Source organism: Bradyrhizobium sp. TM102 (genome assembly GCF_009176685.1).
Classification (GTDB): Bacteria; Pseudomonadota; Alphaproteobacteria; order Rhizobiales; family Xanthobacteraceae; genus Bradyrhizobium; species Bradyrhizobium ottawaense.
The window spans coordinates 443392-465832 of sequence record NZ_AP021855.1; the positions used below are offsets into that span (position 1 = coordinate 443392).

Annotated in this window: 18 protein-coding genes; 6 read left to right on the top strand and 12 right to left on the bottom strand. The window is 65.3% G+C overall.

Annotated features, from left to right (window positions below):
• The 3 genes from GDN70_RS02065 to GDN70_RS02075 all read left to right on the top strand — a co-directional run bounded on the left by GDN70_RS02065 (position 1) and on the right by GDN70_RS02075 (position 2380).
• Complete coding sequence (locus GDN70_RS02065; RefSeq protein ID WP_028139201.1) at positions 1–1233, top strand: divergent polysaccharide deacetylase family protein; 1233 nt, start codon at positions 1–3, stop codon at positions 1231–1233.
• Positions 1234–1309: 76 nt separating this feature from the next.
• Positions 1310–1816 carry an RNA pyrophosphohydrolase gene (locus tag GDN70_RS02070; RefSeq protein WP_028139202.1) on the top strand — a complete coding sequence of 169 codons (507 nt, stop codon included), beginning with the start codon at positions 1310–1312 and terminating at the stop codon, positions 1814–1816.
• A 63-nt stretch (positions 1817–1879) separates the two neighbouring features.
• Positions 1880–2380: an RNA pyrophosphohydrolase gene (locus GDN70_RS02075; RefSeq protein ID WP_028139203.1), complete on the top strand. Its 501-nt coding sequence runs from the start codon at positions 1880–1882 to the stop codon at positions 2378–2380.
• A gap of 289 nt (positions 2381–2669) precedes the next feature.
• Here the strand turns inward: GDN70_RS02075 and GDN70_RS02085 are convergent, their stop codons facing one another.
• The 6 genes from GDN70_RS02085 to GDN70_RS02115 all read right to left on the bottom strand — a co-directional run bounded on the left by GDN70_RS02085 (position 2670) and on the right by GDN70_RS02115 (position 9614).
• Positions 2670–4316 (bottom strand): adenylate/guanylate cyclase domain-containing protein, encoded by a 1647-nt coding sequence (locus GDN70_RS02085; RefSeq protein ID WP_152102098.1) that lies wholly within the window; start codon positions 4314–4316, stop codon positions 2670–2672.
• A gap of 164 nt (positions 4317–4480) precedes the next feature.
• Complete coding sequence (locus tag GDN70_RS02090) at positions 4481–4888, bottom strand: F0F1 ATP synthase subunit epsilon (protein ID WP_028139205.1); 408 nt, start codon at positions 4886–4888, stop codon at positions 4481–4483.
• A gap of 87 nt (positions 4889–4975) precedes the next feature.
• Positions 4976–6418 (bottom strand): F0F1 ATP synthase subunit beta, encoded by a 1443-nt coding sequence (atpD, locus tag GDN70_RS02095; protein WP_018318856.1) that lies wholly within the window; start codon positions 6416–6418, stop codon positions 4976–4978.
• 52 nt (positions 6419–6470) lie between these two features.
• Entirely contained in the window at positions 6471–7346 is an 876-nt protein-coding gene (locus GDN70_RS02100; RefSeq protein WP_095425477.1) for a F0F1 ATP synthase subunit gamma, read from the bottom strand.
• 178 nt (positions 7347–7524) lie between these two features.
• Positions 7525–9054, bottom strand: a complete 1530-nt coding sequence (atpA, locus tag GDN70_RS02110; protein WP_028139207.1) for a F0F1 ATP synthase subunit alpha — start codon at positions 9052–9054, stop codon at positions 7525–7527.
• Positions 9054–9614 (bottom strand): F0F1 ATP synthase subunit delta, encoded by a 561-nt coding sequence (locus GDN70_RS02115; RefSeq protein WP_152102100.1) that lies wholly within the window; start codon positions 9612–9614, stop codon positions 9054–9056. The genes atpA and GDN70_RS02115 overlap by 1 nt, the downstream gene beginning before the upstream one ends.
• Positions 9615–10299: 685 nt before the next feature.
• Here GDN70_RS02115 and GDN70_RS02120 point away from each other — a divergent pair.
• Positions 10300–10800, top strand: a complete 501-nt coding sequence (locus tag GDN70_RS02120) for a septal ring lytic transglycosylase RlpA family protein (RefSeq protein WP_152102101.1) — start codon at positions 10300–10302, stop codon at positions 10798–10800.
• 234 nt (positions 10801–11034) lie between these two features.
• Here GDN70_RS02120 and GDN70_RS02125 read toward each other — a convergent pair whose 3' ends face one another.
• Positions 11035–13245 carry a primosomal protein N' gene (locus tag GDN70_RS02125; protein ID WP_152102102.1) on the bottom strand — a complete coding sequence of 737 codons (2211 nt, stop codon included), beginning with the start codon at positions 13243–13245 and terminating at the stop codon, positions 11035–11037.
• 111 nt (positions 13246–13356) lie between these two features.
• On the opposite strand from GDN70_RS02125, the gene GDN70_RS02130 reads away from it, so the two are divergent.
• Positions 13357–14322, top strand: a complete 966-nt coding sequence (locus GDN70_RS02130) for a tyrosine recombinase XerC (RefSeq protein WP_028139211.1) — start codon at positions 13357–13359, stop codon at positions 14320–14322.
• Between the two features lie 100 nt (positions 14323–14422).
• Positions 14423–15013: a DUF4337 domain-containing protein gene (locus tag GDN70_RS02135; protein ID WP_028139212.1), complete on the top strand. Its 591-nt coding sequence runs from the start codon at positions 14423–14425 to the stop codon at positions 15011–15013.
• Between the two features lie 180 nt (positions 15014–15193).
• Here GDN70_RS02135 and GDN70_RS02140 read toward each other — a convergent pair whose 3' ends face one another.
• The 5 genes from GDN70_RS02140 to GDN70_RS02160 form a co-directional block, all read right to left on the bottom strand.
• Positions 15194–15724: a hypothetical protein gene (locus GDN70_RS02140; RefSeq protein WP_028139213.1), complete on the bottom strand. Its 531-nt coding sequence runs from the start codon at positions 15722–15724 to the stop codon at positions 15194–15196.
• A gap of 34 nt (positions 15725–15758) precedes the next feature.
• Entirely contained in the window at positions 15759–17159 is a 1401-nt protein-coding gene (lpdA, locus tag GDN70_RS02145; RefSeq protein WP_028139214.1) for a dihydrolipoyl dehydrogenase, read from the bottom strand.
• A gap of 57 nt (positions 17160–17216) precedes the next feature.
• A complete protein-coding gene (locus tag GDN70_RS02150) occupies positions 17217–17966 on the bottom strand; it encodes an SDR family oxidoreductase (RefSeq protein WP_028139215.1) in 750 nt (249 codons plus the stop codon).
• Between the two features lie 64 nt (positions 17967–18030).
• A complete protein-coding gene (gene odhB / locus GDN70_RS02155; RefSeq protein WP_028139216.1) occupies positions 18031–19275 on the bottom strand; it encodes a 2-oxoglutarate dehydrogenase complex dihydrolipoyllysine-residue succinyltransferase in 1245 nt (414 codons plus the stop codon).
• A gap of 150 nt (positions 19276–19425) precedes the next feature.
• Entirely contained in the window at positions 19426–22395 is a 2970-nt protein-coding gene (locus GDN70_RS02160) for a 2-oxoglutarate dehydrogenase E1 component (protein ID WP_028139217.1), read from the bottom strand.
• Positions 22396–22441 lie beyond the last annotated feature (46 nt).

Sequence of the window (22441 nt, forward strand, 5' to 3'; positions counted from 1 at the left end):
ATGACTGAAACGGCCGATGATCTGAGCGCCCCGCTCGGACAGGACAAGCCGCGCCGGAAACGCCGGCTGCGGCTGCCGTTCACGGCCATGCAGGCGCTCGCCGTGCTGCTCGGCCTGTTCCTCCTCACCTTTGCCGGCTTCGCCATCTTCAACAAGGATCCGCTCGGCGGCGAGCCGATGACGCGGATCGCCATCAGCGAGAAGGGCGCCGACAAGGCTGCCGACGAGAAGCCGGCCGCCGGCCAGGACAGCAAGCAAGCTAGCAAGCAGGACGGCAAGCACGACAGCCAGGAGGCGCCGAAGCAGGCCGCTCCCGGCGAGCAGAAGACCGTCACCATGATCGACGGCTCCACCGGCGCCCGCCACGACGTGGTGATCGGCGAGGACGCAGGCGACAAGGCCGGGGCCCCTTCGGCCCCGCCGCCGGTCATGGCCGGGATCAATCCAAAACTGCTCGAGAAGTCACGCTACGGCATGATTCCGGTGGTCGCCGACGGGCTGAAGCCGTTCAACGTCTATGCGGCGGACGCCGATCGCGCCAAGGCCGCCAAGATGCCCGTGGTCGCCATCGTGATCGGCGGCCTCGGCGTCGGCGCCGCCAAGACCGCCGATGCCATCATGAGGCTGCCGGCAGCGGTGACGCTGGCCTTCACGCCCTACGGCACCGATCCCGGCAAGCTCGCCGAACGGGCCCGCGCGCAGCGCCACGAGATCTTCCTCCAGATCCCGATGGAGCCCTACGACTTCCCCGACAATGATCCGGGACCGCAGACGCTGCTGACCTCGCTCAGCGCCGACCAGAACATGGACCGCCTGTACTGGCATTTCAGCCGGATGCAGGGCTATGCCGGCATCACCAATTTCATGGGCGCCCGCTTCGTCGCGACGGAGCCGGCGATGCAGCCGATCATCCGCGAGGCGGCCAAGCGCGGCCTCGGTTTCTTCGACGACGGCTCCTCGCCCCGCAGCATTGCAGCCCAGGCCGCGGCGAACCAGGCCATGCCATTCGGCAAGGGCGACATCGCGATCGACGTGGTGCCGACCCCGACCGAGATCGACCGCGCCCTGAACAAGCTCGAATCGGCGGCACGCGAGCGCGGCGCGGCTGTCGGCACCGCCTCCGCCCTTCCCGTCTCGATCGAGCGCATCGGCGCCTGGACCAAGACATTGGGCGACCGGGGTATCCTTTTGGTGCCATTGACAACCGCGATGCTGAAATCAAAATCCAGCTAAATCAACGGATTGGTACGGCACGGGTCCCGCGGGACCGGTCAAGCCGCAACCAGCAGCATGCGAGAGGTCTGGCGGAATGGCGCGTTACGAGGATCTGCCCTACCGGACCTGCGTCGGTGTGATGCTGATCAACACAGAGGGACGGGTGTTCATCGGCCGCCGCGCCGGCGGCATCGAGCATGTCGACGACACCCATGTCTGGCAGATGCCGCAAGGCGGCGTCGATCCCGGCGAGGACACCTGGGAAGCCGCCAAGCGCGAGCTCTATGAGGAGACCAGCGTGCGCTCGGTCGAGCGGCTCGGCGAGGTCCCGGACTGGCTCACCTACGACATTCCGCGCACGGTCGCCGGGCGCGCCTGGAAGGGCCGCTACCGCGGCCAGCGCCAGAAATGGTTCGCCGTGCGCTTCACCGGCAAGGACAGCGAGATCAATGTCGCCAATCCTGGCGGCGGCGGCCACAAGGCCGAATTCGTGAGCTGGCGCTGGGAACCGATGAAGAATCTGACCGGGCTGATCATTCCCTTCAAGCGCCCGGTCTATGAGCGCGTGGTGCAGGAATTTTCTGCGCTGGCGGACCAATAAATCGAATTGTCGTCCCAGCTTCGGTGCTAATGCATCGCCGGAACGACGACGAGAGATTTGCGCGTGACGAATGAAAAGCCCTACCGCCCCAACGTGGGGATCGCTCTCTTCAACACCGAAGGCCGCGTGCTGATCGGCCATCGCTTCAAGGGCGACGGTCCCGAGATCATCCTGCCCGGCCTCGATTGGCAGATGCCGCAGGGCGGCGTCGACGACGGCGAGAATTTGCGCGATGCCGCGATGCGCGAGCTCTGGGAGGAGACCAGCGTCAAGAGCGCGGACTATCTCGGCGAGACCGATTGGCTCAGCTACGAATTCCCGCCCTATGACGGACCGCAGACGCATCGCCTCGCGAAGTTTCGCGGCCAGCGGCAAAAATGGTTCGCGCTGCGCTTCACCGGCAAGGATGACGAGATCGACCCGCTGACGCCGCGCAACGGCCAGCCCGCGGAGTTCGATGCCTGGCGCTGGGAGCGCCTCGACCGTGTTGCCGATGTCGTGGTGCCGTTCCGGCGTGAGGTTTATCAAGCCGTCGCGCAGCAGTTCGCGGCCTTCGCAAACTGAAACCGCGAAATCAACCCCATGCACAGTAGAAGGCCGCCGCCGGCGCGGTGGGCTGTGGTTGTTGTGAAGCGATTGACACCGCGGAAGAAGTTCACAGCGCTGCGCAATCCGTCACGGGTGTCCAACCTCTCCCGCTTGCGGGGGAGGTCGGCGCGAAGCGCCGGGTGGGGGCTCTCTCCACCCAGGGAGTGTCCCGTTGCGGAGACACCCCCACCCCAGCCCTCCCCCGCAAGCGGGAGAGGGAGCGCATCTCGCGCCCGGCAGCGATCGGGCTCAATCAAAGCACGCGCTAATTAATCGGCCCCACCGTGAACGGGCCGAGCGCGATGACGTGGCAGTCGCTGTCGCGCTTGGCGCAGTCGGCGAGTGCGGAGGTGACGGCGGCCTGCTCGTCGGCTGCCTTGAGGCCGAGGCCTGGCCGGCCCGCGGTGCCGACCGCGACCGCGTTCCAGCCCATGCCGTCACCGAGCTTGCGCACGACCTCGCCGCGCGCATCCGCCATGATCGAGGCGTTGGAGGCGGCATTGAAGAAGCCGGTGATCCTGAACAGCGTCGCGATCGGAACGACGAAATTGTCGTCGATTGCGACCACGAGGCACGCCACGCCGGCAATCGCGCCGCACGATTCCAGCGAACGGCGCGCTGCATCTTCGGCGGACGAGGCGCCGAGCACCATGAAATATTGTCCGCCAGGGCCGAGCGCAACCGAGCGGGATTTCGCCGCCGGCACGAACATATTCTCGAGCCGGACCTTTTGCGGTTCGCGCACCATCGGAAACTCCTTCGATGCGAAGCTCCGCTCGGTCATGGCGTCGCGCCGGAAATAGGGAGACGGCGGCATCGGCGGCTTGCCGTGCGTGTAGACGACGTTGTTGCCGACCGCATAGAGCTCGCAGCGCCGCGGCGATTGCGCGGCATCGGCGCGCTTCTGGCACTGATCGAGCGCGGTGTTGCGCGCGGCCTCCTCGTTCGGCTGATTCAGGGCCGAGCCGGTGAAGCCGCCGACATTGAGCGCGAAGGCCTTGTAGTCGCCGGCGGTGGAATAGTCTCCGGCAAGAAAGGTGCGGACGCGCTCGTTGATGAAGGGCACGCTGTCGGCCGCAAACTTGCCCGCTATCGGCGCGGCCGAGGGTGACGGCGCAGGCATCGGCGCCATCGCAGCGCCAGCATTCTGCGGCGCCATCGGCGACATCGGCGCCTTGGCGAGCTGCGTCGGCGCGGAGCTCGGCTCCGCGCTTGGTGCTGCGGCCGGCGTCGCCGCGACATTCGCCGTCTGCTTGAGCTTGGTGTTGTAGAGGAAGCCGGTGACGCCGATGGCGGCGATCGAGACGACTGCGACCACCAGCGGCCACATCCATACCGGCGCCGTGGCGAGCTTTGAGCCCGCCTTCTTCAGCTGCGGCTTGGTATAGCTGCCGTCCTCGCGCCGCATCGCCACCATGTAGGCATGCACCGGCGTCGGGATGTTCTTGACCTCCTGCGCGCCGATATCGGCGAACTGCACCGAGAGCTTGTTGGCGACCTGCTCATGCACTGCGCGCGAGACGCAGATGCCGCCGACCTCGGCGAGACCCTCCAGCCGCGCCGCGATGTTGACGCCGTCGCCGAGCAGATCGCCGTTGCGCTCGACCACGTCGCCGATGGTGATGCCGATGCGGAACGACATCTGCCGGCTCGGCGGATAGGCCATGTTGCGGGTCCGCAGGGATTCCTGAATGTCGATCGCGCAACGCACCGCATCGACCGCGCTCGGGAATTCCGCGAGCACGGCATCGCCCGCCGTATTGAAGATGCGCCCGCCGGCCCTCGCGATGAAATCGTCGACAACTTCGCGATAGGAGGCCAGACGCCGCAGCGTCTCCTCCTCGTCTTCCGCGACCAGTCTCGAGTAGCCGGCAATATCGGCCGCGAAAATCGCTGCGATCTTGCGTTTCATCCGCCACCGGCCCCCGGACCAAATTCGCACCGGCAGAATGCCGTTATCGGCGGCGGGGTGCAACAAAGTTTCAGCGCCCGCCACGGGTGTGACGAGCGCTGCACTTTGGTCAGGGAATGTCTTGCAGGAATTCTCGTTCGAGCCCCGGAGCGGTGCCCCGGGGCTTAGTGCATAGCCGTCGAGTTGAGCTGCTGCTGGATGCTCTTGAAGTGGTCGAGCCGCTCGATCGCCTGATCGAGCTCGCTGCCTTCGTGCTCCTTCAGCCCCTCTTCCATCTCCGAGACGGTCGCGGCGAACTGGGCGCGGTCGAGCTCGGCCAGCGATGTCGCGACGTCGGCGAGCACGGTCAGGCCCTTTTCGGAGACTTCGGCGAGACCGCCGAGCACGATGACCTTCTCATGGCGGCCAGCGGTGGTGATGGTGAGGATGCCCGGACGGATCGCGGCCACGACCGGCGCATGCCCTGCCAGCACGCCGAAATCACCCTCGACGCCGGGGATGTCGACCTGATCGACCTCGCCCGAGAAGGCGAGCTTTTCCGGAGAGACGAGATCGAAGTGGAAGGTGGCCATAACAAACCTGCGAATGGTGAGTAGCGAATGGCGATTGCTTGAAACAGGGAGCAGCTATTCGCCACTCCCTATTCGCTATTCGCCAGCTTAGGCGGCTTCCGCCGCCAGCTTCTTGCCCTTCTCGACGGCTTCTTCGATCGTGCCGACCATGTAGAAGGCGGCTTCGGGCAGGTGGTCGTACTTGCCTTCCACCAGGCCCTTGAAGCCCTTGATGGTGTCGGCGAGCTCGACGAACTTGCCCGGCGATCCCGTGAAGATTTCGGCGACGTGGAACGGCTGCGACATGAAGCGCTCGACCTTGCGGGCGCGCGCCACCGTCAGCTTGTCTTCTTCCGAAAGCTCGTCCATGCCGAGAATGGCGATGATGTCCTGGAGCGCCTTGTAGCGCTGCAGCACCTGCTGGACCTGACGGGCAACCGCGTAGTGCTCCTCGCCGACGACCAGCGGGGAGAGCATGCGCGAGGTCGAGTCCAGCGGGTCCACCGCCGGATAGATGCCCTTTTCGGCGATCGAGCGCGACAGCGTGGTGGTCGCGTCAAGATGCGCGAACGAGGTCGCGGGCGCCGGGTCGGTCAAGTCGTCGGCCGGAACGTAGATGGCCTGCACCGAGGTGATCGAACCCTTCTGCGTGGTGGTGATGCGCTCCTGCAGCGCGCCCATGTCGGTGGCGAGCGTCGGCTGATAACCCACCGCCGAAGGAATGCGGCCGAGCAGCGCCGACACTTCCGAGCCGGCCTGGGTGAAGCGGAAGATGTTGTCGACGAAGAACAGCACGTCCTGGCCCTTGTCGCGGAAGTCTTCCGCGATGGTGAGACCCGTGAGCGCGACGCGGGCGCGGGCGCCGGGCGGCTCGTTCATCTGGCCGAACACCAGCGCGCACTTCGACTTCACGCTCGGATCCGGATTCTTCGGATCGGCGTTGACCTTGGATTCGATGAACTCGTGGTAGAGGTCGTTGCCCTCGCGGGTACGCTCGCCGACGCCGGCGAACACGGAGTAACCGCCGTGCGCCTTCGCGACGTTGTTGATCAGCTCCTGGATCAGCACGGTCTTGCCGACGCCGGCGCCGCCGAACAGGCCGATCTTGCCGCCCTTCGCATAGGGAGCCAGGAGATCGACGACCTTGATGCCGGTGACCAGAATTTCAGCTTCGGTCGACTGGTCGGTGTAGCTCGGCGCGTCCTGATGGATGGGGCGCAGGCCTTCGGCGTTGACCGGGCCGGCTTCGTCGATCGGCTCGCCGATGACGTTGATGATGCGGCCGAGGGTGCCTTCGCCGACGGGAACGCGGATCGGCTGGCCGGTGTCGGTCACTTCCTGGCCGCGCACCAGACCTTCGGTCACGTCCATCGCGATCGTGCGGACGGTGGACTCACCGAGATGCTGCGCAACTTCCAGCACGAGGCGGATGTTGCCGTTCTTGGTTTCCAGCGAATTGAGAATGGCCGGGAGGTGGCCCTCGAACTGAACGTCGACGACGGCGCCCATGACCTGGGTGACGCGACCGACCGGGTTAGCTGCTGTAGCCATGAAGCTCTCCTTCGAAATTCTGTACTTGAACGACCGTCGTTGAATTCGTGCGTCAGACCGCCTCGGCGCCGGAGATGATCTCGATCAGCTCCTTGGTGATCTGGGCTTGACGGGTTCGGTTGTAGATCTGGGTTTGCTTGCGGATCATTTCGCCGGCGTTGCGGGTGGCGTTGTCCATCGAGCTCATCTGCGCGCCGTAGAACGAAGCGGTGTTCTCCAGCAGCGCGCGGAAGATCTGCACCGCGATGTTGCGTGGCAACAGGCCCGAAAGGAGTTCGTCCTCCTCCGGCTCATATTCGTAGGACGTCGTCGGCGCATTCGCCGCCTTTTCTTCCACGACCAGCGGGATGATCTGCTGCGCGGTCGGGATCTGGGCGATCACCGACTTGAACTGCGCGTAGAACAGCGTGCAGACGTCGAACTCGCCGTTCTCGAAACGGGCCAGCACCTTCCTGGCGATGTCCTCGGCGTTGACGAAACCGAGCTGACGAACGCTGCGCAGGTCGAGATGTTCGACGATCTGCTTGTCGAACTGGCGGCGGAGCTGCTCATAGCCCTTGCGGCCGACACAGAAGAATTTGACTTCCTTGCCCTGCGCCATCAGCGCCTGGGCACGATCGCGCGCGAGACGCACGATCGAGGAGTTGAAGGCGCCGGACAGGCCGCGCTCGCCGGTGCAGACCAGCAGCAGGTGAACCTGGTCCTTGCCGGTGCCGGCAAGCAGCGCCGGCGCGCCGGGCGAACCGGCGGCAGCGCTGGCTATGTTGGAGATCACCGCGCTCATCTTGTCGGCATAGGGGCGCGCAGCTTCGGCCGCCTGTTGGGCGCGGCGCAACCTGGACGCAGCGACCATCTGCATGGCCTTGGTGATCTTTTGCGTCGCCTTGGTGGAGGCGATGCGCACGCGCATGTCTTTAAGTGACGCCATTCTTCGTTCACCCCGGCGGTTCGATCTCTTGGATCAAGCCGCTAGCCTATCCCAGTCGTCATGCCCGGGCTCGTCCCGGGCATCCACGTGCCGTCTCACACGTCGCTAGACGTGGATGGCCGGGACTTCAATTGCGAAGACGCGCTTCGCGCTTTAGCCCGGCCGCGACGGTTCTTTCTTACGCGAAGCTCTTCGCAAAACCTTCGACAACCGACTTCAGCTTGGCAGCCACGTCGTCGGAGAGGTCGCGGGTGTCGCGGATCGAATTGAGGATCTCGACGTTCTTACCGCGCAGCAGCGACAGCAGGCCGTCCTCGAACGCGCGCACCTTGTTGACCGGGAGCGGATCGAGATAGCCGTTGGTGCCGGCCCAGATCACGCAGACCTGCTCTTCCATCTTCAGCGGCGCGAACTGCGGCTGCTTCAGGAGCTCGGTCAGGCGCGAGCCGCGGTTCAGCAGGCGCTGGGTCGAGGCGTCCAAGTCGGAGCCGAACTGCGCGAAAGCCGCCATTTCGCGGTACTGCGCCAGCTCGCCCTTGATCTTGCCGGCGACCTTCTTGGTGGCCTTGGTCTGCGCCGAGGAGCCGACGCGCGACACCGACAGACCGACGTTCACCGCGGGACGGATGCCCTGGAAGAACAGGTCGGTTTCCAGGAAGATCTGGCCGTCGGTGATCGAGATGACGTTGGTCGGAATGTAGGCCGACACGTCGTTGGCCTGGGTTTCGATGACCGGCAGTGCGGTCAGCGAGCCCGAGCCGTGATCCTTGCTGAGCTTGGCCGCGCGCTCGAGCAGACGGGAATGCAGATAGAACACGTCGCCCGGATAGGCTTCGCGGCCCGGCGGGCGGCGCAGCAGCAGCGACATCTGGCGGTAGGCGACGGCCTGCTTGGACAGATCGTCATAGATGATGACCGCGTGCATGCCGTTGTCGCGGAAGAACTCGCCCATGGTGCAGGCGGTGAACGGCGCGATGTACTGCATCGGCGCCGGATCCGACGCGGTGGCGGCGACGACGATCGAATATTCGAGCGCGCCCTGCTCTTCCAGCACCTTCACGAACTGGGCAACCGTCGAGCGCTTCTGGCCGACCGCGACGTAGACGCAGTACAGCTTGATGTTCTCGTCGGGCTGCGCGTTGAGCGGCTTCTGGTTCAGGATGGTGTCGAGCGCGATCGCGGTCTTGCCGGTCTGACGGTCGCCGATGATCAGTTCGCGCTGGCCGCGGCCGATCGGGATCAGGGCGTCGATCGCCTTGAGGCCGGTCGCCATCGGCTCGCTCACCGACTTGCGCGGAATGATGCCGGGCGCCTTGACGTCGACGCGCATGCGCTTGTCGGCCTGGATCGGGCCCTTGCCGTCGATCGGATTGCCGAGTGCGTCAACGACGCGGCCGAGCAGGCCCTTGCCGACCGGCGCGTCCACGATGGCGCGGGTGCGCTTGACGGTCTGGCCTTCCTTGATCTCACGGTCGCCGCCGAAGATCACGACGCCGACGTTGTCGGTTTCGAGGTTCAGCGCCATGCCGCGGGTGCCGTTCTCGAACTCGACCATTTCGCCGGCCTGGACGTTGTCCAGACCGTAGACGCGAGCGATACCGTCGCCGACGGACAGCACCTGTCCGACTTCGGAGACTTCAGCTTCCTGGCCGAAATTCTTGATCTGGTCCTTGAGGATCGCGGAAATTTCCGCGGCGCGGATGTCCATCAGCCTGCCTCTTTCATCGCGTGCTTGATCGAATTGAGTTTGGTGCGAAGCGAACTATCGATCATGCGGCTGCCGAGCTTGACGACGAGGCCACCGATGATCGAGGGATCGACATTCACGTTGAGCGCGACGTCCTTGCCGGTCACCGACTTCAGGGCAACCTTGAGGGCGTCGAGATTCTTGTCCGAAAGCGTTTCCGCCACGGTGACGTCGGCCGTCACCTCGCCCTTGAACCTGGCGACCAGGGCCCGGTAGGCGCGAATGACGTCAGTCACCACGAACAGGCGGCGATTGGCGGTCAGGACTTTCAGGAAATTGGCGGAGATGCCGGCGATGCCGGCCTTGGCCAGCACGGCCGACAGGGCCTTGGACTGGGCATCGGCTGCGAAAACCGGGCTGCGGACGAGGCGCCTCAGATCGGCGCTCTCGTTCAGCATGGCCTCGAATTTCTCGAGATCGGCTTTGACCTCGTCGACCACTTTCTGGTCGCGGGCCAGTTCAAACAAGGCCGTTGCATAACGGCCGGACACACCTGAAACGGACGTATCTTCTGCAGCCACAGACGCGCTCTTTTTGCTGTCAAACTCGCAAGGGAAAAACCGTCGCCACAAAGCGGCGCCAAGCGATCCAAGCCCTTGGAATTCAAGCGGGACTTCGATTTCCGGCCGACACGGGACGTGCCGGATCCGTTAAAATCGCGGCTTTGCTAACATAGCAGGCGCGCAGGTGCAACATGACGCCAAATTAAAGGCACGAGGTTCTGTCGCCAGTTCGTCGCACGCTGGATGCATCGATCACTACCCGATCCGACGACCGCTATCAGGGACTTGAGCAGGGACATGGTGACGAGGTGCCCGTCACGGAATTGTCGCGGGGGTTCTGCCGTGTCTCGCCTTGTTGGTTCCTGCTCTCAGCGCATAGCGGCCATGAACACGGATCGCTGAGGCGTGATTCCCGCCTCGCCGGCTCCACTCGCCGAATACTTACCCAATTCTAAATGCTCAAGGTGATGACTTCGTTTTTACAGTATTTCGAAGTATTAAGTGAATTAACAAATCGTTAAAGGCGAAGATTACGGAACATCCGCTGAATATCTCGTCGCGGTAACAAGATGTTTCATGACGACACAGAATGGATTTACTGCCCAATTCACGCCTCATTAGGAATCGAAACGCCAACCCGCTCACAAACTGATGGGGGCTCCACTAGCCACATATGTGGCAATACTAGCTTAGGGACCACTAAATGCTGTCTTTGAAGACGCTGGGCGTTGTGACCCGGCCGCGTACGGCGATCGCTTTCATTGCCGCAACTCTCCTCATCGGTGGAACTGCCACCGAGGCTTCCGCCAAATCCCGGCATCACCGGCATCATCATCACCGCCACCACGCTCAGACCGATACCAACGCGACCTCCGATTGGCGCAACGCCAATGCGTCGATGACGCCGACCTCGGGCACGGGCCACAGCTTCTCCGGCATGGCCTCCTTTTACGGCAACGAGTCCGGCAGCCGCACCGCCTCGGGCCAGCGCTTCAACCAGAACGCCCTGACCGCGGCGCACCGCTCGCTGCCGTTCGGCACCAAGCTGCGCGTCACCCACCGCGGCCAGAGCGTTGTCGTCACCATCAATGACCGCGGCCCGTTCATTCGCGGCCGGGTTCTCGACCTCTCCACGGGCGCTGCCCGCGCCATCGGCCTCACCGGCGCCGGCGTCGGCCGCGTCACCGCGGAAGTCGTCTCCTAAGGCGCAACAAAGCGTCTCATCGAGCGCGCGCAGTTTTCATCAGTTTGATGCGCGCATGAAACAAGCCCGCGGTCTTGGGGGACCGCGGGCTTTTTGTTGCCTGCGTCATTCCGGGGCGCGACGAAGTCGCGAGCCCGGAATCCATCGGGCGACAGAATTGGCGGATAAATGGATTCCGGGCTCGCGCTTCGCGCGCCCCGGAATGACGACTGAGGATGTGGCCGCGACGGACTCTTACAAAAAGCTCTGCGGGTCGACGTCCACCTCTAGCTTCTGATTGCCCGTCGGCTTCGGGCAGACGGCGAGCCAATTGCGCAAATAGTCCGACAGATCGAAACCGCGCGCCGATTTCACCAGGATGCGGAAGCGGTAGCGGCCCTTGATCACGGCGAGCGGCGCTTCCGCAGGTCCCAGCACCACCACGCGCTCGTCGCGCGGGGCGAGCGCGACGAGGCGGCGGCCGAGACCCTCGGCGCTCGGGCGGTCGCCGGCGGAGATGATCAGGCTGGCGAGCCGGCCGAACGGCGGATACAGCGTGCGTTCGCGCAGATCGATCTCGCTGTCGTAAAAGGCCTCGCGGTCGCAGGCGATCAGCGCCTTCATCACGGGATGATCGGGCTGGTGGGTCTGGAGATAGCCGACGCCGCGGCCCTGCTCGCGCCCGGCGCGGCCGATCACCTGGTTGAGCAATTGCCAGGTGCGTTCCGCCGCACGCGGATCGCCGTTGGAAAGACCAAGATCCGCATCGACCACGCCGACCAGATTGAGCCGCGGGAAATTGTGGCCCTTGGCCACGAGCTGCGTGCCGATGATGATGTCGACGCGGCCCTCCGCGATCTCGGCAAGCTCCGAGCGCATCGTCTCGATCGAGGTGATGAGATCGCTCGACAGCACCATGGTGCGCGCCTGCGGAAACAGCGCCGCCGCCTCCTCCTGCAGGCGCTCGACGCCCGGGCCGACCGCGACCAGCGATTCCTCGGCCGAGCAATTCGGGCAGAGATGCGGACGCGGCATCGAGAAGCCGCAATGATGGCAGACCAGGCGCTGACGGAAACGGTGATCGACCAGCCAGGCATCGCAGATGGTGCAGGCGAAGCGATGGCCGCAGCCGCGGCACAGGGTCAGCGGCGCATAGCCGCGGCGATTGAGGAACAGCAGCGCCTGCTCGCGTTTCTCGATCGCTTTTCTGATCTCCCCGGCGAGCCGCGGCGAGATGAAGCGGCCGCGCGCCGGCGGCTCGCGGCGCATGTCGATGGCCTCGATATGCGGCATGTGCTGGCCACCGAAGCGCGAGGGCAGCGCGATGCGCTGATAGCGGTTCTTGCGCGCATTGACCTCGGACTCGACCGACGGCGTCGCCGAGGCCAGCACGACCGGGATCTTGGCGATATGCGCGCGCACCACCGCCATGTCGCGGGCGTGATAATGCACGCCCTCGTCCTGCTTGTAGGCCTGGTCGTGCTCCTCATCGACGACGATCAGCCCGAGATTGGCGTAGGGGAGAAACAGCGCCGAGCGTGCGCCGACCACGACCGGCGCGCTCCCTCCCGAGATCGCCGCCCAGTTCCGCGCGCGCGTGCGCGGCGTCAGCTCGGAATGCCATTCGATCGGCCGTACGCCGAAACGTTGCGCGAAGCGATCGAGGAACTGGCCGGTGAGCGCGATCTCCGGCATCAGGATCAGCGATTGCCTGCCGCGGCGGATGGCTTCCGCGATCGCCTCGAAATAGACCTCGGTCTTGCCGGAGCCGGTGACGCCGTCGAGCAATGCGACATGGAAGGTGCCGTTGGCGGCGAGCGCGTGCATCGTGTCGACCGCGGCGCGCTGCAGCGGGGTAAAGTCCGGCCGGCCGAAATCCGGATCGGGCACCGGCGGCGGCGGAGGCGGCGGCATCGGCTCGACCGTGAGCGTGCCCTCGTCGACGAGCCCGTCGATCACGCCTGAGGAGACGCCGGCTTCCTTGGCGGCTTCGGACTTGCCGTGGAGCAGCCGGTCCGACAGCACCTCGATCACGCGCTGGCGCGCCGGCGTCAGTCTTTTCGGCGGGTCGCCGACCAGGCGCACGCCGGGGCGCACCCGCTCGGGGCCGAGATTCTCGCCCATCCGCAGGCACATGCGCAGCACCATGCCGCGCGGGCTCAGCGTGTAATTGGCGACCCAGTCGACCACGGACCGCAGCTCGGGCTTGAGCGGCGGGATATCGAGCTTCTCGTTGACCTCCTTGAGACGGTTGTGCAGGCGCGGATCGGGATTGGCGTTCTCTCCCCAGACCACGGCCAGCACCTCGCGCGGCCCGAGCGGCACGGCGACGAGATCGCCCGCCTTCAGCTCCATCCCGCGCGGCACCTTGTAGGAATAGGTCTGGTCGAGCGCGACCGGCACCAGCACGTCGACCATGCCGGTCGCGTTGGTGGGGGCGGTGGTGCTGCGCGAGGTGTGATCCATGAACGAAGAATCGGAACCGGGGGCCTCAAGGCTAGCGCCCTGAGGCGGCCTTAGCGAACGATAAACGGGTGTGATGCGATATACTGGGTGGAATCACCACGTCCAGTGCGCATGAGCAAAGCCGTCGCCCCACAAATCGAGCTCGCCAGCGCCGATCCCTCGATCGCGCAGGAGATGACGCGCTGGCTGTCGCATCTCGGCGCCGAGCGGCGGTTGTCGCCGAAGACGCTGGAAGCCTATGGCCGCGACTTGCGGCAGTGCCTGGATTTCCTCTGCAGCCACTGGGGGGAACGCGTGACGCTTGAGCGCTTCGCCGCGCTGGAAGCCACCGACGTCCGCGCCTTCATGGCAATGCGCCGCGCCGACGACATTGCCGGCCGCAGCTTGATGCGCGCGCTGGCGGGCCTGCGCTCCTTCGGCCGCTTCCTCGAGCGCGAGGGCAAGGGCAAGGTCGGCGCACTCTCGGCGATCCGCGCGCCGAAGGTGGCCAAGACCTTGCCGAAGCCGCTGCCGATGGCATCGGCCAAGCGCCTTGCCGATGCCGACGAGCGGGCCGGCGAGGATCGCGAGACCTGGATTTTGGCGCGCGACGCTGCCGTGATGGCGTTGCTCTACGGCTCCGGCCTGCGCATCTCCGAAGCGCTCGGGCTGAAGCGCCGCGAGGTGCCGCGTCCCGGCGAGGGCGACGTGCTGATCGTGACCGGCAAAGGCAACAAGACCCGCATGGTGCCGGTGCTGCAGAACGTGCTCGAGCTCGTGCAGGAATACGTCGCGATGTGCCCGTATCCGTTGCCCGCCGAGGGCCCCATCTTCGTCGGCGCGCGCGGCGGGCCCTTGAGCCCACGCATCATCCAGCTCGCGATGGAGCGGCTGCGCGGCGCACTCGGCCTGCCCGACAGCGCGACGCCGCACGCGCTCCGGCATTCCTTCGCCACGCATCTGTTGTCACGCGGCGGGGACTTACGCGCCATCCAGGAATTGCTCGGCCATTCCTCGCTCTCGACCACGCAGATCTATACCGGAATCGATTCCGAGCGCCTGCTGGAAGTCTATGCCAGCGCGCATCCAAGGCGCTGAACGCCACTGATTCCTGACATGAAGCTGTCACAGCGAGCGTGCCTCTTGCGCTCGCCGCGCGGTTCGGTCAATCGTTGCGGAACCGAGGCAGGAGAGACTGATGAGCGCACATGAAAGCATGGAGCATGCCGAGCACGCCGAACACGCGTCCGGCTCGAACAAGAAGATCGCGCTCCTGATCGCCGTGCTGGCGCTGTTCCTGGCGATCTCGGAGACGCTCGGCAAGGGCGCCCAGACCGAATCCATCAGCAAGAACGTCGAGGGCGCCAATCTCTGGGCGTTCTTCCAGGCCAAGAGCATCCGCCGTACCGTGGTGGTGACCGCGGCCGAGCAGGGCAAGCTGACGCTGGCCGGCACCACCGACGACGCCATGAAGGCGACGGTGCAGAAGCAGATCGACGACTGGACCAAGACCGCGCAGCGCTACCGCTCCGAGCCCGAGACCGGCGAAGGCACCGAGCAGCTCGCCGAGAAGGCCAAGCATGCCGAGCACGAGCGCGACGAGGCGACCGCGAAATACCATCACTTCGAGCTGGCCTCGGCCGCCTTCCAGATCGGCATCGTGCTGGCCTCGGCCACCATCATCACCGGCATGTTCGCGCTGGCCTATGTCGCCGGCATCCTGACGCTCGGCGGCCTGCTCATGACCGCGCTCGGCCTGTGGTGGCCGCATCTGGTGCATTTGCATTAGTTGGCGCAGGCGGCCGCGCTACGAACTCCGTCATCCTGAGGTGCGAGGCGCGCGAGGCACAGCATCGCGCGGGGAGCCTCGAAGGATGAACGGCCACCGCTATGGCTGCATGGAAACATTCGGGCCGTCGCCCTTCGAGGGCCGCTGAAGAAGCGGCCGCCTCAGGGTGACGGTCAGAGATCACCGCGCCTGGTGCACGCTCTTCCTGAAACGCTGGATCACACGCAGCGTGCGTGACGACCAGCCCTCGCCGTTGCCGGCGATCAGCTCGCGGATACGGCGCTTGATCGGGTCGACCAGCTCGGCGGCCTTGGCGCGGACCTTCATCACCAGATCGTAGATCCGCTCGAACCAGTGCATCTCCAAAAGCTTGTCGCGCGTCACGTCGAACACGAAGGCGGTGACGCCGACGCCGAGCAGCTTCGCGAAAACGATCGTGAAGACCGCACTGGTCCAGTATTCATGCGTGAGCAGCCACAGGCCGACCAGCTTGAGCGGAAACAGCGGGACGATGGGGACCGCGAACACGATCAGCGTCATGGCCGGCGACAGCGCATCGACGCGCTCCGTCAGCCATTGCTTGAAACGTGCGAGCGGGACGGCTGCGACAACCCGCGCAACGATCGGCTCGAGATGGTCCCACAGCCAGGCTTCGATCAGGAAGACGATCGCAAGCAGGACCCAGACCGGTTGAAGAAGGCGGCGCAGCATGTGTTTCCCGCCCGATTCGGCGCTGGGCGCTTGGCTACATATGGATGGCCCGCTTGCCGACTGCAAGCGCGGCTTCCTTGATGGCCTCCGAGCGGGTTGGATGCGCGTGGCAGGTGCGCGCGAGATCCTCCGCACTGCCGCCAAACTCCATGAGAACACAGGCCTCATGGATCATTTCGCCGGCTTCGCGGCCGATAATGTGCACGCCGAGCACGCGATCGGTCTTCGCATCTGCGAGAATCTTCACAAAGCCGTCAGTGGTCTGGTTGACCTTGGAGCGGCCGTTGGCGGTAAAGGGAAATTTCCCGACGGTATAAGCCACGCCCGCCTGCTTCAGTTCCTCCTCGGTCTTGCCGACGGAGGACACTTCCGGCGTGGTATACACGACGCCTGGGATCACATCGTAATTCACGTGGCCGGCCTGGCCGGCGATGATCTCGGCCACCGCCACGCCTTCATCCTCGGCCTTGTGCGCGAGCATCGGGCCTGCGACGACGTCGCCGATGGCATAGACGCCCTTCAGGCTGGTGGCGAAGTGCGGATCGATCTGCACGCGGCCACGATTGTCCAGCGCGACGCCGGCCTCCTTCAGGCCGAGCGCGTCGGTGTAGGGCACGCGGCCGATACAGACCAGAACGACGTCGGCTTCCAGCGTCTCGGCGGCGCCGCCGGCGGCGGGCTCGATGGTCGCCTTCAGCGTCTTGCCTGAGCTGTCGACCGCGGTGACCTTGGCGCCGAGCTTGAACGCAAAGCCCTGCTTTTCCAGGATGCGCTGGAATTGCTTGGCGATCTCGCCGTCCATGCCGGGCAGGATGCGATCCAGGAATTCGACGACGACGACTTCGGCGCCGAGACGGTGCCAGACCGAGCCGAGCTCGAGGCCGATCACGCCGGCGCCGACGATCAAGAGCTTGCCGGGCACCTTGTCGAGCGACAGCGCGCCGGTCGAGGACACGATGCGCTTCTCGTCGATCTCGATGCCCTTGAGGCGCGCGATGTCCGAACCGGTCGCGATCACGATGCTCTTCGTTTCGATCGTCTGCGACTTGCCGTCGGCGGAGACCGCGACCTTGCCGGTCCCCAAGATCTTGCCGGTGCCCTTGAGCACGTCGATCTTGTTCTTCTTCATCAGGAACTCGACGCCCTTGACGTTGCCGTCGATGCCCTGCTGCTTGAAGTTCATCATCGCGGGAAGATCGAGCTTCGGCGAGGAGACCGACACGCCCATCTTGGCGAAGGAGTGCCCGGCTTCCTCGAACATCTCGGACGCGTGCAGCAGCGCCTTCGACGGCATGCAGCCGACATTGAGGCAGGTGCCGCCGAGGGTTGCGTTCTTTTCGACCACGGCGACTTTCATGCCGAGCTGGGCTGCGCGCACCGCGCAGACATAACCGCCCGGTCCGGTGCCGATGACGACGAGATCGTAGGTAGCCATGAGAGAAAGTCCCGTAAGGTTAGGCGTGATGAGGATGTGTCAGCGTCCGCCGGTGCGTCAGCGTCCGCCGGACACATCGAGAATGGCTGAGGTGACATAGGAGGCCTCGTCCGACATCAGCCAGACGATGGCATTGGCGATTTCATCCGATGTGCCGACGCGCTTCATCGGCACCAGATGGGCCAGACGATGGGCGCGATCGGGCTCGCCGCCGGCGGCGTGGATTTCGGTGTCGATCAGGCCGGGGCGGATCGCGGCGACGCGGATGCCTTCGGCTGCGACTTCATGGCCAAGACCGATGGTGAAGGAATCCACCGCGCCCTTGGACGCGGCGTAATCGACATAGGTGTTGGGCGAGCCGAGCTTGGCGGCGACCGACGACAGATTGACGATGACGCCGCCGTTGCCGCCGTGCTTGGTCGACATCCGCTTCACCGCTTCGCGCGCGCAGAGGATCGACCCGGTGACGTTGACCGCCATGACGCGCTGGATGCGCTCGGCCGACATCTCGTCGACCCGCACGCCGCTCTGGCCGACGATGCCGCCATTGTTGACGAGCGCCCCTAACGTGCCGAACTTGTCGGCCGCCTTGAACAGCGCGAGGATGTCGCTTTCCTCGGCCACATCGCATTTCACCGCGATCGCCTTGCCATTGCTGGCCTCGATCAGCGCGACCACCTCGTCGGCGGCCTTCTTGTTGCTGGCGTAACCGACCACGACACGAAAGCCGCGCGCGGCCGCCGCAATCGCAGTCGCCCGCCCGATGCCGCGGCTGCCGCCGGTGATGACAACGACTTTATCCGTCACGCGCGCCTCCATGGTTCGACACGCGCCGTCGCGAATGGCGACGGCGCTCGCAGAGCATCAGGGATCAGAGATCGAGCACCAGGCGCGCCGGATCTTCCAGGCTCTCCTTGACGCGAACCAGGAAGGTGACGGCTTCCTTGCCGTCGATCACGCGGTGATCATAGGACAGTGCCAGATACATCATCGGGCGGACCTCGATCTTGCCGCCGACGACCATCGGCCGCTCCTGGATCTTGTGCATGCCGAGGATGCCGGACTGCGGCGCGTTCAGGATCGGGGTCGACATCAGCGAGCCGTAGATGCCGCCATTGGTGATGGTGAAGGTGCCGCCCTGCATCTCGTCGATCTTGAGCTGACCGTCACGGGCGCGGCGGCCGAAATCGGCGATGCCCTTCTCGATGTCAGCGATCGACTTGTGGTCGCAGTCGCGCACCACGGGCACGACGAGGCCCTTGTCGGTGCCGACGGCGACGCCGATGTGGTAGTAGTTCTTGTAGATCAAATCGGTGCCGTCGATCTCGGCGTTGACGGCCGGGATGTCCTTCAGCGCCTGCACGACGGCCTTGGTGAAGAAGCCCATGAAGCCGAGCTTGGAGCCGTGCTTCTTCTCGAACGCATCCTTGTAGTGGGCGCGCAGCGCCATCACGTTGGTCATGTCGACCTCGTTGAAGGTCGTCAGCATGGCCGCGGTGTTCTGCACGTCCTTGAGGCGGCGCGCGATGGTCTGGCGCAGCCGGGTCATCTTGACGCGCTCTTCGCGGGCGGCATCGTCGGCCGGTGACGGGCTGCGCATCTGCACGGCGGCGGCGGGCTGGTTGACCGGGGTCGGCGCGGAGGCCGCACGCTCGATCGCGGCGAGCATGTCGCCCTTGGTGACGCGGCCGTCCTTGCCGGAGCCCGGAACGGTGGAGGCATCGACGCCGGTCTCAGCCGAGAGCTTGCGCACGGACGGGGCGAGCGGTGCGTCGGCCGGCGGCGCCTTCGCGGCCGGGGCCGGGGCGGAAGCAGCAGCGGCGGCAGGAGCGGCAGCGGCGGGCTTGGCGGGAGCAGCGGCGGGCTTGGCAGCGCCTGCGGCGCCTTCCGTGATCTGGCCGAGCAGCGCGCCGACCGCGACGGTGGCGCCATCGGCGGCGATGATCTCGCTCAGCGTGCCGGCGGAGGGCGCCGGGACCTCGATGGTGACCTTGTCGGTCTCGAGCTCCACCAAGGGCTCGTCGACGGCGACGGGGTCGCCGGCCTTCTTGAACCAGCGGCCGATGGTGGCCTCGGTGACGGATTCGCCGAGCGTCGGCACACGAATTTCAGTCATGGTCTTTTCCTTAAGGGATCGCCGGTGCGGTCATAAGTCGGTCGTCAATGGCCCGCGAAAAGCAAGCCATCCAGCGAGCCGGGACGTTCGCAGTCGCGACCTACTGGATGCCCCGCTCTTCCGAGCGGGGCATGACGCAGTTAAAAAAGTTCAGCTCAGTGCTTCGTCCAGGAACGCCTTCAACTGCGCCTGATGCTTGGACATCAGACCAGTGGCGGTCGCGGCGGAAGCGGCGCGGCCGACATAACGCGGACGCCGGCTCACGCCGTTCACCTGGTTCAGCACCCATTCCAGATAGGGCTCGATGAAGTGCCAGGCACCCATGTTGCGGGGCTCTTCCTGGCACCACACCACTTCGGCCTTCTTGAAGCGCGACAGCTCGGCCACCAGCGCCTTCAGCGGCACCGGATAGAGCTGCTCGACGCGCATCAGATAGATGTCGTCGATGCCGCGCTTCTCGCGCTCCTCGTAGAGGTCGTAATAGACCTTGCCGGAGCACAGCACGATGCGGCGGACCTTCTCGTCCGGAACGAGCTTGACGGCTTCGTTCGGCAGCATCTGGGCGTCATCATAGAGGATGCGGTGGAAGGTCGTGTCCTTCGCAAGTTCCTCGATGCGCGACACTGCCCGCTTGTGACGCAGCAGCGACTTGGGCGTCATCACGATCAGCGGCTTGCGGATTTCGCGATGAAGCTGGCGCCGCAGCACGTGGAAGTAGTTCGCCGGCGTGGTCGGGTAGACCACCTGCATGTTGTCTTCGGCACACATCTGCAGGTAGCGCTCGAGGCGCGCCGAGGAGTGCTCCGGTCCCTGCCCCTCATAGCCGTGCGGCAGGAGGCAGACGAGGCCGGACATGCGCAGCCATTTGCGCTCGCCCGAGGAGATGAACTGGTCGAACACGACCTGCGCGCCGTTGGCGAAGTCGCCGAACTGGGCTTCCCAGAGCGTCAGCGTGTTCGGCTCGGCGAGCGAGTAGCCGTATTCGAAGCCGAGCACGGCTTCCTCCGACAGCAGCGAGTTGATGACCTCGTAATGGCCCTGCTCGTTGCCGAGATGGTTGAACGGCGTGTAGCGGCTCTCGTCCTCCTGGTCGATCAGGACCGAGTGGCGCTGCGAGAAGGTGCCGCGCTCGGAATCCTGTCCGGACAGGCGGACGTGATGGTTTTCCTGCAGCAGCGTGCAGAACGCCAGCGCCTCGCCGGTCGCCCAGTCGATGCCCGCGTTGCCGTCGATCGCCTTGGCGCGGTTTTCCAGGAAGCGCTGGATGGTGCGGTGGACGCGGAAGCCGTCAGGCACCTTGGTGATCTTGCGGCCAATGTCCTTCAGAACAGGCAAATCGACGCCGGTGACGCCGCGGCGGGCGTCCTCTTCCTGGTCGGCGATCTTGAAGCCCGCCCACTTGCCGTCGAGCCAGTCGGCCTTGTTCGGCTTGTAGGAGGTGCCGGCCTCGAACTCGGCATCAAGCCGGGCGCGCCAGTCGGCCTTGGCCTTGTCGACCTCGCCCTGGGTCATCACGCCTTCGCCGATCAGGCGGCGAGCGTAGAGCTCGAGCGTCGAGGGATGCGCGGCGATGCGCTTGTACATCACCGGCTGGGTGAAGGCCGGCTCGTCGCCCTCGTTGTGGCCATGCCTGCGGTAGCAGAACATGTCGATGACGACGGGCTTGTGGAATTTCTGCCGGAACTCGGTCGCGACCTTGGCCGCGAACACGACGGCTTCCGGATCGTCGCCGTTCACGTGGAAGATCGGCGCGTCGATCATCTTCGCCACATCCGACGGATAGGGCGAGGAGCGCGAGTAACGCGGATAGGTGGTGAAGCCGATCTGGTTGTTGACGATGAAGTGCACGGAGCCGCCGGTGCGGTAGCCCTTCAGGTCGGACAGACCGAAGCATTCGGCGACCACGCCCTGGCCGGCGAACGCGGCGTCGCCGTGCATCAGCAGCGGCATGACGGAGATGCGCATGTCCGGCGGATCGCCGTGCTGGTCCTGCTTCGCACGCACCTTGCCGAGCACGACGGGATCGACGATCTCGAGATGCGAGGGATTGGCGGTCAGCGACAGATGGATGCGGTTGCCGTCGAACTCGCGGTCCGAGGATGCGCCGAGGTGATATTTGACGTCGCCCGAGCCTTCGACCGCGTCGGGGTTGGCCGAGCCGCCCTTGAACTCGTGGAACAGGGCGCGGTGCGCCTTGCCCATCACCTGCGTCAGCACGTTGAGGCGGCCGCGATGCGGCATGCCCAGCACGATCTCCTTCACGCCGAGATTGCCACCGCGCTTGATGATCTGCTCGAGCGCCGGGATCAGCGATTCAGCGCCGTCGAGACCGAAGCGCTTGGTGCCGGTGAACTTGGTGTCGCAGAACTTTTCAAAACCTTCGGCTTCGACCAGCTTGGTCAGGATGGCTCTGCGGCCTTCGCGGGTGAACGAGATCTCCTTGTCCGGACCCTCGATGCGCTCCTGGATCCAGGCCTTCTGCGCGGCGTTGCTGATGTGCATGAATTCGACGCCGAGCGTCTGGCAATAGGTGCGCTCGCAGATCGCGGTGATCTCGCGCAGCGTGCCGTATTCGAGACCGAGCACGTGATCGAGGAAGATCTTGCGGTCGAAATCGGCTTCGCTGAAGCCGTAGGTGCGCGGATCGAGCTCTTCGCGGTTGCGCGGAGCTTCGATGCCGAGCGGATCGAGCTTGGCGTGGAAGTGACCGCGCATGCGGTAGGAGCGGATCAGCATCAGGGCGCGGACGGAATCGCGCGTCGCCTGGAGCAGGTCGGCGGAGGAGAGGCCGGCGCCTTTGTCGCCTCCCTTTGCCTGCGCCTTGGCGGCGATCTTGGCACCGACCGCCTTCTCGACTTCGGCCCAGTTGCCGTCGAGGGCGGAGGTGAGATCGTCCTGCGGGGTCAGCGGCCAGTTGGCGCGCTCCCAGGATGGGCCCGCGGCGTTCTTCCGGACGTCGGCGGGCTGGTCGTTCAGGCTCTTGAAGAACTCCTGCCACTCGGCGTCGACCGAGGACGGGTCCTTCTCGTAGCGGGCGTAGATTTCGTCGATGTAGGTGGCGTTGGTGCCCTGCAAAAAGGAGGACAAGGCAAAGGCTGCGTTCGCGTCCTGGCGAGACATACTTGAGTTCCTGGCGATTTCGGTTCGCGCATAACAAACGGCGCTG

What these genes read in the sequence shown, in the direction of transcription:
- GDN70_RS02065 (WP_028139201.1), top strand. Translation starts at nt 1, where the DNA reads ATGACTGAAACGGCCGATGATCTGAGCGCCCCGCTCGGACAGGACAAG.
- GDN70_RS02070 (WP_028139202.1), top strand. Translation starts at nt 1,310, where the DNA reads ATGGCGCGTTACGAGGATCTGCCCTACCGGACCTGCGTCGGTGTGATG.
- GDN70_RS02085 (WP_152102098.1), bottom strand. Translation starts at nt 4,316, where the DNA reads ATGAAACGCAAGATCGCAGCGATTTTCGCGGCCGATATTGCCGGCTAC.
- GDN70_RS02090 (WP_028139205.1), bottom strand. Translation starts at nt 4,888, where the DNA reads ATGGCCACCTTCCACTTCGATCTCGTCTCTCCGGAAAAGCTCGCCTTC.
- atpD (WP_018318856.1), bottom strand. Translation starts at nt 6,418, where the DNA reads ATGGCTACAGCAGCTAACCCGGTCGGTCGCGTCACCCAGGTCATGGGC.
- GDN70_RS02100 (WP_095425477.1), bottom strand. Translation starts at nt 7,346, where the DNA reads ATGGCGTCACTTAAAGACATGCGCGTGCGCATCGCCTCCACCAAGGCG.
- atpA (WP_028139207.1), bottom strand. Translation starts at nt 9,054, where the DNA reads ATGGACATCCGCGCCGCGGAAATTTCCGCGATCCTCAAGGACCAGATC.
- GDN70_RS02120 (WP_152102101.1), top strand. Translation starts at nt 10,300, where the DNA reads ATGCTGTCTTTGAAGACGCTGGGCGTTGTGACCCGGCCGCGTACGGCG.
- GDN70_RS02125 (WP_152102102.1), bottom strand. Translation starts at nt 13,245, where the DNA reads ATGGATCACACCTCGCGCAGCACCACCGCCCCCACCAACGCGACCGGC.
- GDN70_RS02130 (WP_028139211.1), top strand. Translation starts at nt 13,357, where the DNA reads ATGAGCAAAGCCGTCGCCCCACAAATCGAGCTCGCCAGCGCCGATCCC.
- GDN70_RS02135 (WP_028139212.1), top strand. Translation starts at nt 14,423, where the DNA reads ATGAGCGCACATGAAAGCATGGAGCATGCCGAGCACGCCGAACACGCG.
- GDN70_RS02140 (WP_028139213.1), bottom strand. Translation starts at nt 15,724, where the DNA reads ATGCTGCGCCGCCTTCTTCAACCGGTCTGGGTCCTGCTTGCGATCGTC.
- lpdA (WP_028139214.1), bottom strand. Translation starts at nt 17,159, where the DNA reads ATGGCTACCTACGATCTCGTCGTCATCGGCACCGGACCGGGCGGTTAT.
- odhB (WP_028139216.1), bottom strand. Translation starts at nt 19,275, where the DNA reads ATGACTGAAATTCGTGTGCCGACGCTCGGCGAATCCGTCACCGAGGCC.
- GDN70_RS02160 (WP_028139217.1), bottom strand. Translation starts at nt 22,395, where the DNA reads ATGTCTCGCCAGGACGCGAACGCAGCCTTTGCCTTGTCCTCCTTTTTG.